This is a genomic window from Arcanobacterium phocae (genome assembly GCF_018913465.1).
GTDB classification, from domain to species: Bacteria; Actinomycetota; Actinomycetes; order Actinomycetales; family Actinomycetaceae; genus Arcanobacterium; species Arcanobacterium phocae_A.
Genome location: NZ_JABAPM010000003.1, coordinates 84,053 through 96,166, shown reverse-complemented (window position 1 = coordinate 96,166; position 12,114 = coordinate 84,053). Strand labels below are relative to the sequence as shown.

8 protein-coding genes and 2 tRNA genes are annotated in these 12,114 nt (G+C 50.2%); 5 read left to right on the top strand and 5 right to left on the bottom strand.

From position 1 onward, the window contains the following. The first annotated feature begins 207 nt into the window (after positions 1 to 207). The 5 genes from KSO86_RS04820 (at position 208) to KSO86_RS04800 (ending at position 6,309) form a co-directional block, all read left to right on the top strand. Positions 208 to 609 carry a hypothetical protein gene (locus KSO86_RS04820; RefSeq protein ID WP_216378468.1) on the top strand — a complete coding sequence of 134 codons (402 nt, stop codon included), beginning with the start codon at positions 208 to 210 and terminating at the stop codon, positions 607 to 609. A 58-nt stretch (positions 610 to 667) separates the two neighbouring features. Continuing rightward, the gene (locus KSO86_RS04815; protein WP_216378467.1) at positions 668 to 1,459 is read left to right on the top strand and encodes an alpha/beta fold hydrolase; all 792 of its coding nucleotides are present in this window, start codon (positions 668 to 670) and stop codon (positions 1,457 to 1,459) included. Between the two features lie 128 nt (positions 1,460 to 1,587). After that, positions 1,588 to 3,750 (top strand): 1,3-beta-galactosyl-N-acetylhexosamine phosphorylase, encoded by a 2,163-nt coding sequence (gene gnpA, locus KSO86_RS04810; protein WP_216378466.1) that lies wholly within the window; start codon positions 1,588 to 1,590, stop codon positions 3,748 to 3,750. Further along, positions 3,747 to 4,820 carry a phosphotransferase enzyme family protein gene (locus KSO86_RS04805; protein WP_216378465.1) on the top strand — a complete coding sequence of 358 codons (1,074 nt, stop codon included), beginning with the start codon at positions 3,747 to 3,749 and terminating at the stop codon, positions 4,818 to 4,820. The genes gnpA and KSO86_RS04805 overlap by 4 nt, the downstream gene beginning before the upstream one ends. A 1-nt stretch (position 4,821) precedes the next feature. Then, positions 4,822 to 6,309 carry a galactose-1-phosphate uridylyltransferase gene (locus KSO86_RS04800; RefSeq protein WP_216378464.1) on the top strand — a complete coding sequence of 496 codons (1,488 nt, stop codon included), beginning with the start codon at positions 4,822 to 4,824 and terminating at the stop codon, positions 6,307 to 6,309. A 573-nt stretch (positions 6,310 to 6,882) separates the two neighbouring features. Here KSO86_RS04800 and KSO86_RS04795 read toward each other — a convergent pair. The 5 genes from KSO86_RS04795 to KSO86_RS04775 form a co-directional block, all read right to left on the bottom strand. Further along, the gene (locus KSO86_RS04795) at positions 6,883 to 7,743 is read right to left on the bottom strand and encodes a hypothetical protein (protein WP_216378463.1); all 861 of its coding nucleotides are present in this window, start codon (positions 7,741 to 7,743) and stop codon (positions 6,883 to 6,885) included. A gap of 516 nt (positions 7,744 to 8,259) precedes the next feature. Then, positions 8,260 to 10,941, bottom strand: coding sequence for a transglutaminase-like domain-containing protein (locus KSO86_RS04790; protein ID WP_216431874.1), 2,682 nt, complete (start codon positions 10,939 to 10,941; stop codon positions 8,260 to 8,262). A gap of 257 nt (positions 10,942 to 11,198) precedes the next feature. Continuing rightward, complete coding sequence (locus KSO86_RS04785; RefSeq protein ID WP_216378460.1) at positions 11,199 to 11,696, bottom strand: carboxymuconolactone decarboxylase family protein; 498 nt, start codon at positions 11,694 to 11,696, stop codon at positions 11,199 to 11,201. Positions 11,697 to 11,830: 134 nt separating this feature from the next. Further along, positions 11,831 to 11,922: transfer RNA gene (locus tag KSO86_RS04780), tRNA-Ser, on the bottom strand. Positions 11,923 to 11,988: 66 nt separating this feature from the next. Continuing rightward, positions 11,989 to 12,076, bottom strand: a tRNA-Ser gene (locus KSO86_RS04775). Between the last annotated feature and the right edge of the window lie 38 nt (positions 12,077 to 12,114).

Sequence of the window (12,114 nt, the reverse complement as noted above, 5' to 3'; positions counted from 1 at the left end):
AGTGCTAGTGGGTCGTCATAGAAAAACTGTAACCCACACCATAGGACTTTGGTACCTGTTTTGAGAAAGTCATTAAAAGTCATACATCTGATTAGTTGCACAATGCTATAACGGCACTATTGCTGAGAACGAGAAAATTAGGGATGCCTATGGAACGATGGAAGAGTATCTGGCGATCATTCAACGACGTATGGCAAGGGGGATGGAATGCGCATCGGCCCTGCATGCTCGTTCGGCAAACCCATAACTGTGCAGCAGTTTTTACGTCGGCTCCCACGGACCATCGCCAGTGATGCCATCGAACTCGCACATATTTTTCGTGACGTAACCGGCCATGAGCCGATTATGTGGGGTCCGGCCATCGTTGGTTACGGGGAAACTCAGCCGGGGGTCAAACCTGACTGTTTATGTGATGGCCTAGAGGTGGGGTTCGCGGTGCGCCCGAATCGAATATTCCTGTATTTACGCCGGTATACGAGCTATTACGAGGAATTTGCTACCCGGCTTGGTAACGTCCATTGTGGTCGGACGTGCATATCATTTGCTTCGCTTGCCGACGTCGATCGTGCGGTTTTGCGGGAACTTCTTGCGTTTGCTTGGCATGAGTGATGAATGCGCGAGTATTCTGAGGAGAGTCAGGCGTGTTCGTATTTTTTAAGGATTCATCGTGCGGTTATCTGTGACTGAAACAGGCAAAAAGCTGGACGGCATTATCCTCGCTTTTCATTGGGTTACTGATAATGGAGCATCACTTGCTGATTTAGCTACTCGCTTCGGGGCTCGCTGGCAGGTTCTGTTAGTTGATTCCTTGGGGCACGGTTTTTCGGAGCGATTTTCCGACGACGATCTGTGCGATCCGTTCCTTGCCGCATGTGAAGCTGCAAGCGCCGTCGTCAAACGATACGCACCTCAGGCTGCCAACGGTAAAGTGTTCCTCATTGGACATTCGATGGGTGGTGCGATTGCCGCGTGGGTGGCGGTGAACTACCCAGATTTAGTGGCGGGAGCAGTCTTAGAAGATCCAGCGATTTTGACTGTCTGCCAAGCAAAAAGCTATCGGGAAGCTGCGCCGGCCCTCGCTGCCGGAGTGCGTGGGGTGTGTGCTGATCCAGGGCAAGCGCTGATGGATATCCGTGCTGCACACCCAGCTTGGTCGGCATCTGAATGTGCTGGTTGGGTGCAAGGTAAAACCAACGTGGATATGCGTCTGGTAGAAAGTGGCGTGGTTGGAACTACGGACGAGTCTCTGTTCGCAAAGCTAGCTGTGCCGACGTTGCTTATCGCCGGAGATCGAGACAATGTTTTGTTTGATGACGGACGGCTTGTGACCATCACCAACCCAGTAATAACTATTGAGCGCATCGCCGGAGCAAGCCACTGTGTGCGCCGCGATCAGCCGGAAAAGTTCTATGACGCAGTGGATCGATGGATGGCTTCACTTCCTAGCCCCCGCGAGTAAATGTGCTACGATTTTTGCAGTTGTGGAGTGTCATCGTGGACTCTCCAAGTCAGTCGCTGATCGTTCCACTGGCACAGCTGAGGGATGCTTATACCTCGTCGTGAGTACCTGTTATTAGGGGAGTAAATATGAGCGTTGGTCGCTTTACTATACCTACCGAAGAAAACTTTATTCAGCAGTCCACTGAGTTAGCCGAAAAATGGGGTGCGGATGCTATCCGTAATTCAGACGGCACCCACTTGGATGCTGACGTGATTAACATGGGAAAGCGGATTTACGGTGCCTACTTCCCAACTCGTGGGCACAACTATTTTATGAAAGACCACATGGACGCGGTGCCGATGGTTTACCTGATGTCGGAACGTACCCGTGCTACTGCCGATACTGTTGATGTGCCGTTGATGGTCACCTATTTTGCCGAGCAGCTCACCATTAACCGGGACGCTGATCCGGGACGTTTCTGGGAAGTTATTGATCGTACCTCGGGTGAGGTTCTTCCAGCTGATCGGTGGGAGCTCGATCCGCACGCCGACGTCGTTCATATTCACAACGCTCAGCCGATGCACGAATACACCGTGACATTCCTGGCTTACGTCATCTGGGATCCGGTGCAGATGTACAACCACATCACCAACGATTGGGGCGATAAGGAACACGAAATCGCGTTCGATCCGCGCCACCCGGAAATCCAAGAATTTATGCTGAACACCTTGGATAAGTGGCTGGTGGATAACCCGCATGTCGACGTCGTTCGCTTCACTACGTTCTTCTACCAGTTCACGTTGATTTTCAACAACGAACGCAAAGAAAAAATCGTGGACTGGACGGGTTTTGCGGTGACGGTTTCGCCGCGTGCGCTCGATGAGTTCGAACGTGAGTATGGCTATCGGATGCGTCCGGAGCACTTCGTCGACGGCGGATCCTACGGTTCGTCCTTCGTCTACCCAAGCAAGGAACAGCGTGACTGGCTCGACTTCACGGCGAACTTTGTTCACTCGCTGATGAAGCAGATGGTTGAGCGAGTTCAGGCGGCCGGCAAGGAAGCCATGATGTTCCTCGGCGATCAGTGGATCGGCACGGAACCATACAGTTCAACCTTCCCGAATGTGGGTATGGATGCGATCGTCGGTTCGGTCGGTGACGGTACAACCACCCGCATGATTGCTGACATCAAGGGCGTCAAGTATCGCGAGGGTCGCTTCTTGCCGTACTTCTTCCCGGATTCGTTCTACGAGGGCGCTGATCCGTCGATCGAAGCGTGGGATAATTGGCGCAAGGCTCGCCGCGCTATTTTGCGTTCGCCACTTGAGCGCATGGGCTACGGTGGCTATCTTTCTTTGGCAGCGAAGTTCCCGAAGTTCGTAGACGACGTGGCAACGATTGCGAACGAGTTCCGCGATATTTATGACAAGTCTGGCGGTACTGGTGCTCAAGCCCAGCTCACAGTGGCATTGCTGGATGCGTGGGGTGCTCGCCGATCCTGGCAGGAGTTCACGGTTGCCCACGCATTGCCGAACAAGTACAACCGCTCGTTCTACGGCATCCTCGAAGCGCTTTCGGGTATGCGCGTCAACCTGCGTTTCTTGAGTTTCGACGACGTCCTCGCCAACGGCATCGACCCGGAGATCGACGTCATTATTAACGCCGGTCCACAAGGCACATCGTATTCCGGCGCACAAGCCTGGAAGAATCCGGAGCTCGTTTCGTTGATTCGTTCTTGGGTCAGTTCTGGTAAGGGCTTCGTGGGTGTTGGTCAGCCGAGCGCCGTCGAACACGGTGGTCGTCATTTCCAGTTAGCAGATATTCTGGGCGTGGATCAAGAAATCTACCACAGCTTGAACGTGGACAAGTATTGGCCGGAGCTCACAGAGGACCACTTCGTCATCCACGATATTCCGCGCGAGAGCCTCGATTTTGGCGAAGCTATTATGAACACCTTCCCGATTTCACAGCAAACAACCGTGATTTCCGGGCTCGACGGCCAGGTTCAGCTCGCAGTCAATAAGTACGACGACGGCCGTGGCGTCTACCTCTCTGGTCTGCCATATTCGGCATTGAACGCACGATTGCTCGAACGCGCCTTGTTCTATGCGGCACGCAAGGAAGACCAGTACGCCGTTTGGGGGTCATCGAACCCAGAATGCGAAGTGGCATACTTTGCCGATAAGGGTATCTACGCGGTAGTGAACAATTCGGAGAAGCCGCAGCACACTGTTGTGAGCCTGCCCGGTGGTAAGACGGCAACGTTTGATCTGGCGCCGTCAGCGATTGAATGGACGTCAATATCATGAATGAAGCATGGAGCATTGCACGAAAATTCTGTATTCGCGGGGAACACGTCTCGAGTACCCGCTGGGGTGACGGGCATATTAATCGAACCTATCGAGTGACAACCAGTAGCGACGACTATATCGTGCAACAGATCAACACAACCGTGTTTGCGGATGTGGATAGCTTGATGAACAACATTAAGCTCGTCACCGAGCATTTGGTGAAGAAAGGCAAAGAGACGCTGGAGATTATTCCGACGCTCGATAACAAGCTGTATCTTCGCCACGGGGAAGAATATTTCCGAATGTATCGTTATATCGGCAATTCGCGCTCATACAGTTTGGCAACTTCGCCAGACATGGTGCGCTCAGTTGCTGCAGCGTTCGGTCAGTTCCAGTGTGACTTGGCAGATTTCGATGCTACGTTGTTGGCAGAAACGATTCCGTTCTTTCACCACACTCCAACGCGATACCAGAATCTGTTGGCTTCGATCGAGAAGAATACTGCGGGACGGGCGGCCGAAGTGCAAGACGAGATCGCGTTCTTTATGGAGCGGGCCGCTGAATATTCGCGCGTGACAGATCTGATGGCTAGCGGGGAGATTCCCTCTCGCGTCACCCATAATGACACCAAGATCAATAACATCTTGCTCGATGCAGATACCGGAGAAGTCCGGGCCGTGATCGATCTTGATACGGTGATGCCCGGATCGCTCCTCTACGATTTTGGCGATGCGCTACGTACGGGTGCTGCGCTCGCGGACGAGGACGAAAAAGACCTCACCAAAGTTGGGTTCAGCTTGGATCTGTACACTGCCTACTGCGAAGGATTCATCCCGGCTTTGCGGGAGACGCTCACTCCCGCCGAACTCGACTTGCTTGCTTTTTCGGCAAAGTTGATGACGGTGGAATGCGGCATGCGTTTCTTAGCTGACTACCTCGACGGCGATATATACTTCGGCACCGCGTACCCAGATCATAACTTGGTCCGGGCGCGTAACCAGATCGCGATCGTTGCCGATATTGAACGCAAATATGACCAGATGCGGGCAATCTCGGAGCGGGTCTACAACGAGGCAGAGGAGAAGTAACATGAGCGACAGCGAGTTGACAGCGTTCTATCGTGCAGTCGATGCGCTGGTTGATTATGCGGATGCCTATCTGGGTCTTGACCCGGCGGATGCGGATTGGACCCGCAACCGGATTTTCGGGCTGTTCGGACTCAACTCGTATCGGCCAACCGGTGCTACCGGGCGCGAACACGAGCGTCCGGATGCGTTGATTGCACAGTTGCGTGAGACGGGTATCGCGGCAGGTTTGTTTGACGAGGACGATGCGTCGTCGTTATGCGACCAGATGTTCGGAATCGTCAGCCTAACGCCGTCGGGAATCAAAAACCGATTTTTCGACGACGTCGCTGCGCATGGCGGATCGTATGCGATGGACAAACTCTACGATTACTCGGTCAAAAACAACTATGTGCGGTTGAGTGTGCTGGAGGAAAACCCGCGGTTTGAAACGAACGGGCTCATCGTTACGATCAACAAAGCCAAGCCGGAGTTTAAGAGCAGTGCTACCGCGAAGGCCGGGAACGCGGTTGCCGGTGGATATCCGCAATGCTCGATCTGTCACGAGAACGAGGGCTTTGCCGGGCGTGCAAAATTCACCCTCCGTACGGTTCCGGTAACTCTTGGGGACCGTCCCTGGTTCTGGCAGTTCTCGCCATACGGCTATTTCCATGAGCACGGCATTGTGGTTAATCAGGAGCATAAGCCGATGCACGTGAGCCGGGGAACGTTCCGGCGGCTGCTCGATTTCGTCGATCAGTTCCCGGAGCTCTTTATCGGTTCTAACGCGGCGCTTGCTGGTACTGGTGGTTCGGTTCTGGGACATGACCATTATCAGGGCGGTAGGGAAACCTTGCCGATGCACACGGCTGGCACCTGGAAATCGTTGCGTTGCCCGGATTTCCCGAACGTTACTGTGGAAATTTTGGACTGGCACAATACGGCAGTTCGGGTCGTATCCACTGATCGGGACGCGATCGAGGAAGTATCGGAGCGGATTCGAGACGGTTGGGTCAACTACCGTAACGACGAACTAGGCATTATTCCGCGCGATGGCGATCAGGTGTTCTCGTCTGTTTCACCAACTGTGTTGATGACCGATCGTGGCTATGAAATGTCCATTATTTTCCGGTCAAATATCACCAGCGAGGAATACCCTGAAGGCGTGTTCCATGCACATCCGGAATACTTCGCAATCAAGCAAGAATCGATTGGGCTCATTGAGGCTCAAGGCTTGTTTATTTTGCCGGGGCGTCTGGATAGGCAGCTTGCGCAGATCGGAGAGTTGTTGGCTGAAGGTCAGGAGCTTCCAGAAGAACTGAACGAGTTTGCTGGAGTTTTTGCTGAGCTTCGCGAGCGGGTAGGCGATAGCCGAGATCGGGATGTTATTACCCAAGCGATCCGTGACGAACTGGGTAGCGTTTGCCAGCGAATTTTGCGTAATACAGCAGTGTTCAAAGAGCATTCGACGACGCTCAGCTTCCTGGAGGACCTCGGGTTTATTGCTGAGTGATAGTGACTGTGCGGTGGAAGATTAATGGTGTTTTCCGCCGCACAGGACATGGTTCTGCTCATATGTCTGAAAGTAGTAACCCACTTGGGTAACAGCGGGAAAACAAAAAGCTCATACCGTCAGCCGAGCTATAATTGCTCGGAACGTATATGAGCCTTAGCCGATATTTTATACTAAGTTTACTGATGATTGCGCTGAAAATAGAAGTGGTTTGCTAAGGGTAGTACGTAGGTATTTTACGGGGTGCTGCCTAGCTATCAAGGCCAGAGTCATTGTTGGTTCTCCGAAAAAGATCCTGTAGTCAAATAAGGATCCCGTTCAAAAAATATCATGCGTGTACAGGGGAGCGGACTAGAATGCGGAGCATTGATGGAAGCCTAGAAGATATTGAATTAGTAGCTCGTAAACTAGCGGAAGAAAAGTGTGCAGACAGTGAAAATGTCTGGATTCCGTGGAGTTTACGACGCAAACTGGCCGACGCAATCTCCGGAGTCGAAACGAGTAAAGCTGTACCTTTTAGCGTGAGCACAAGCCGAGGTAGTGAGCGACGTTATCTGCCCGTTCATTCAAGAACTATTGGACTCGCCGGAAAACACCTTCACGCAACCATCCGATAACAGTGACAGCTTGGAGAACAGCCGTGACTGATTGTTGGGATGAAACTTCTGCGGCTCCGTGGTGGTTGGGAGGATATCCGACCATGTCGAGTGCGCGTGCGAACTGTAAAACAGGGGACTCGGAAAAGTCTTTTCCTGGCTTGCCTGGCAGGTCGGCTTCGAATTTAGATTCGCCGTCGCGTATCGCTTTAGCCATTTTGGTTATGGTCGCATTGTTATCGGCTTGTGAAACGATGGGTTTAAGCAAGACTTCGATGGCTTTACGGGCATCGTTCCAAGCGCCGGATGGGTCTTGGTTGCGTGAGAATTGTTTTGCCCAAGCTGAGGCGAGTAGGTCTGATGCTTCATCTTCTGGTGAGATTGCCCGTTCGTATGCGGCGCACACGGTCGGATCGACACGTTTAACTAACCGTCGCCCGTCAGAATCGAGTTTGTACTCGTGATCAGCCATGAACAAGTAATCAGCAAGAAGTTCGGTAAGTGTTCGCCCGGAACGATAACTGTTAGTGATATCTGAAAGATTACCGAGGCAGTAGTCGATAACGTCGAAGATGATCTCATCGGGTATCTTCTTAATGTTCTCAATTACGGCATTGAAGTCGAATCCTGGCGTTCGAATTGCTGCAGCAATCTTTGCTTGTTCGCTTTCAAAATTATCGGTATTGCAGTAAAGAGCTTGCCCAACTTTAGTGAGCCAATCTGTTACAGCTTGGCGAAAATGAACTGGGATTCCGATAGTCATCTGGAAGGGCTCTTTTTTTCCTTCTCTCACGCTTAGTGGAACGAATTTCTCTTTATCTGCATCCCAGTCAGTCATCAAAACTCCATTTAACACACATATAAATGACTGTCCGAGCTGGAACCTCGAACGGTCGATGGGGAAACTATTAAGAAAGGTGGCTTAGTTCCATTTAATTACCACACTAGCACCCTCTGCTTAAGTGTGAAAGAAGAGTGGTTTGGTGCTTACTCGCCGAAGTGCGGTGTGTACTAATCCAAGCAATCTGGCAAGCTCGTTAAGCAAAGCAATAGAGCTGTTTAATGATACTAGTCAGGCTGTAGATTCCAGTAGTTTCCATTCTGCATCGAACTGTTGAGAACGAACAACCTCAATCTCAGCCGGTAACAATGGTGACTTATGGTCCATTCCATCCGGCTAGTGGGCGGCGAAACCAAACAGCTATTACCGTAGTCAATCAACGCGATGAGCAATTATCTTTCATCAGCGACCATTTGGTTATTCGACGACAATTGGCTGCCTGAGCTAGGCAACATAGCACTGTGGGGAGTAGACCAGTTACGGTCTACTCCCCACTAAATTATGCTGCTAGTACTACTTAGCTTGTCGTGTGTAAATGAAGGTGATCTTCTGGTCGTTGCCAGTAACCTTCATTTCTTGAACAGGCTTATCTACGGTGTAGCCCTTATTAAGGTAGTAGCTTTCTGCATGTTCGGTAACAGTAGTTCCCTGGAACTCGATTTTCTTCATCGGAGCGGAGAATGGTTTCCCGGTTTCTTTATCGATGTGTTCAACAATGTATGAAACGGTCGTTTTTTCGACCGGCTTGCTGCTCGCCCTATCAACAAGATCGTTGATAGCGCTACTTGAGGACAGTTCACGAATCTCTTGGATGTACTTGATCCGGGCTGTCATTGAGAGCGAATCAATTTTGTCTACGGTCATAATCGCCTTGTGACGATCAGCCTCGGTTATCGTGTCTTTGTCATCAATAATGTTAACGGTGATGACCTTAACCTTCGGCTCTTCTTGAGCGTATTGGCCAGTTACTTTGATTCGATATGAACCTGCTTTGCGAACCAGGTCAACCATCTTGATTCCGTTGAATAACCGGTTGCCATCGGCGTCGATAAACATATCTTCGTCTTCATTGTATGGCCATTCTTTACCTGTGGAATCAATAAGGGCGATAGTATCGTTGACTTGCTTAGTTAGACCAAGCGATGTCTTGCGCTTCGCAATTAAATTCACGCCTTCGTTCTTCCCAAGGAAGCTGTGGAAGGACGACGGGTCCATGTAGTAGTGGGTATTGGCCGGGATGTTGAATTCAGCTGCATTATTGTTGTTGGTAAAAATAGTGACGCTACTTGCTTTGAGCTTCTTGTCGACGACGACGGTGTAGTCAGCTTTCGTTCGTAAATTATCTTTGCCTTTAGCAATGATGAGGACTGAATAGCTTCCTGGCTTATCAACTTTGACGTTTTCTAGACCGCGAACGGAGACGTCAATGGTCGATGTGTCTGAGGTGCCGTCTGCATAGGAGACTTTAACGTTAGTAAGGATAGCTTGCTCTGCTTCTTTACGGCGGTTGTCAAATGCTTCTTTATCGGCATGTGCATCGTAGTCATCGCCACTGGGATGAATCTGATCGATATGGATGTGACCAGATCCAGTGTCGATGCGTGCTAAAGCGTGGGATTCTTTTCCAGGTTCTACTACTGAAATGGGGATAGTAAGTTTGGCGCCATTTTCTGCTACAAAATCGAGGCTGAGATGTGTGCCAATGCGGTCCTTTGCTTTTTCCCAATCATCTGGTTTTGCTAATGATACTGGCGAATCTTCGAACGTACCTAGCTTGTATGATTCGGTCGGTATTGCGCTGGTAATACCTTGCAGCTTCAACGTTTTTGGTAGATCTTCGGCTGATATACCTGCCGGCACTTCCGCGACTTCTTTTTCTCCGTAAGGAGAAACGATCTGAGATACCGAGCTTGTTTCTGCGGAGTATTGTTTGAGCGGAAGGACGCCTACTTCATCATCGCTAAAGTTTCCCAGTGGATGACGAGAGCCACTAAGATTCGACTGGAGCGGACGGGAACTACTATAGGAAGAAAACAGCTTTCCAAAATTCATTGGCTTGGTTGCGGGTTCTGCTTCACTCTGATTCCATGTCACGTTCGCAAAAGCACTGTAGTTCTTTTTGTGGTGTTCGCCAATCCACCACGTTGTTGGCTCGCCAAACTCCTCATCGGTGCGCAAGAACCCGGCATACGTGTATTTGTACATCGATCGTGACGAGACGGCGTCTACTGTCAGATCGAGGTGATACCAGTGTCCGTCAATTTTTACCTGGTTCCATGAGTGATTAGCTTCGGGCCAGCGTCCGCCCTTGGCAGCAATGCGTTCATCTGCTTTAACCTGCTGTAAAAGGCGTTCTTTTTCGCTATCGTTTGTGAAATAGCCAAATGATTTCTTACCGCGGACGTAGCGTGTTTGCAGTCCCATGCGCGAAGCGATCCGGTCAAACATAATGGTATATGTTTGGCAGACACCCTGATTTGCAAACAAACCAGCTTCAAGGGAATGGATTTCATACTGTTTGCCATCCCCCGCAGCGGATTTAACATAGTAGTGGCCAGTGGCTGTTTGCTCATCCGCTATCGGCTTTACATTTTTAATAATATAATCGTGGATGAGTCGAGCCTTACGGTACTCGTTGCTGTTGCGTGTGCCGGGTACGTCTTTCAGTCTATTGAGCTTCTTAGTCAAGAAGCGAACAATTTCATCGATACGTCGATCTGCGCGAATAGCGTCCTCTTTCGATACGAGGTATGCAAACCGCACAGTATGCTTGTATAAACCTTTTTCGAAAGAAACCTCTTCTTTGTCAACCTTCCAGTCACCAGCAATGTGCCGGATCAGTGAGCCGTTAGGGTGTTTGTAAATAAGAGGAGCGATCGCTTTATCGGAAAGATCGTAGTCGCCGTAAAAGACAACGGTGCTCTGCATCTCAGAAATTGCTTTAACAAGGTATTCTTGGGCAGTATTTACATCAATCTTGCCTTTTGGTGCGAGTGTAGGATGCGTCCAATCGATTGGGCGAGATAGGTAATCTTTTAAATCTTGCGAGGCGTCCCAGTGTTGGCCGGCGTCCTGAATAACAGCAGCGTGTGCAGATGGCCCTGTTCCAAATACGTCAATTATTCCGAGCTGTAGTGATGACGTGACGAAGCATAACCCTAAAGCAGTGCTGAGTAGGCGCTTTCTGTTTTTCATAAAACCCTCTGTACGGTGAAAAAGATGTGGAACTATGGGTTGCGTATGGCATTAAAGCACAACAACTATTTCTGCTAACGCAAGACCTTAATAGATGATAGTGAATTATCGGAAAGAATGTTCATTCAAACCTATGTGGGTAATTACACCAAATATAGACATCCGTGTAGAACGCGCTAAAACTGCGGATTTATTAGAAAGGGCGTATCGTACTTCACAATTGAAGTCGATACGCCCTAAACGCTACAAAATACGGACTAGCTCTTTGGATACTTCCGAGTTGGATGCTGTGAAACTACCGAAACTCGGTTAAAAGCGTTGATAGAAATAATTCCCCACTCCAACGCAACCAGCTGTTCCTTCGTAAACAGTGTCAGCGCTTCCCCGATCAGCGCATAATAATCAGCGCTTTCTGGCAATTGAGTAATAGTCTCCGCTAACCGGATCGCCATAATCTCTTGCTCAGAGAAAACGCGCTGCGAATGACGCCATGCCGGCAACATGTCTATCTGGCGCTGGGAAACTCCCGCCTGCAATGCGCGTGGCACATGAACAGACAAGCAGGTTGCACAACCGTTAAGTTGCGAAGCACGCAAATAAGCAAGCTCAACAAGAGTGCGGGGGAGTTCGACGTCGTCATACGCCTTCCCTAACGCAACTGCAACGCCCTCCATTGCGTTATAAACATCCGGAAGTACCTGATCAATATAAGGTGGCTTAACAGGCGTAATCGGGTTTGAATTCTGCTCAGTCATATGTGGTCTCCTTAGACATTGTTCATTAATTCCACACAGACTGTACCAACCTGTCCAAGAACTCAACTACTTTGTTCACTGAACGCGGTGCGTGGGAATAAAAATGTCCCGGTAGGAAAACCTACCGGGACAAGTGGCGGAGACAGAGGGATTTGAACCCTCGAGCCGCTTTTAGGCGACTACTCCCTTAGCAGGGGAGCGCTTTCGACCACTCAGCCATGTCTCCAGGTCTCCAACCATAGCCGACTCGAGAAGGTTTTCACCAACTCAAATCCACCACAGTGGTAACCAGCGGAGAGTAAGGGATTCGAACCCTTGATGCAGGGTTGCTGCATACTGGTTTTCAAGACCAGCTCATTCGGCCGCTCTGACAACTCTCCTTAGCCTCAAAACTACACTATGAATCTTGATGCTTTCA

Bases quoted from the DNA above. Each gene is read 5' to 3' on its own strand.
- KSO86_RS04820 (WP_216378468.1), top strand. From the start codon at position 208: ATGCGCATCGGCCCTGCATGCTCGTTCGGCAAACCCATAACTGTGCAG.
- gnpA (WP_216378466.1), top strand. From the start codon at position 1,588: ATGAGCGTTGGTCGCTTTACTATACCTACCGAAGAAAACTTTATTCAG.
- KSO86_RS04805 (WP_216378465.1), top strand. From the start codon at position 3,747: ATGAATGAAGCATGGAGCATTGCACGAAAATTCTGTATTCGCGGGGAA.
- KSO86_RS04800 (WP_216378464.1), top strand. From the start codon at position 4,822: ATGAGCGACAGCGAGTTGACAGCGTTCTATCGTGCAGTCGATGCGCTG.
- KSO86_RS04795 (WP_216378463.1), bottom strand. From the start codon at position 7,743: ATGACTGACTGGGATGCAGATAAAGAGAAATTCGTTCCACTAAGCGTG.
- KSO86_RS04790 (WP_216431874.1), bottom strand. From the start codon at position 10,941: ATGAAAAACAGAAAGCGCCTACTCAGCACTGCTTTAGGGTTATGCTTC.
- KSO86_RS04785 (WP_216378460.1), bottom strand. From the start codon at position 11,696: ATGACTGAGCAGAATTCAAACCCGATTACGCCTGTTAAGCCACCTTAT.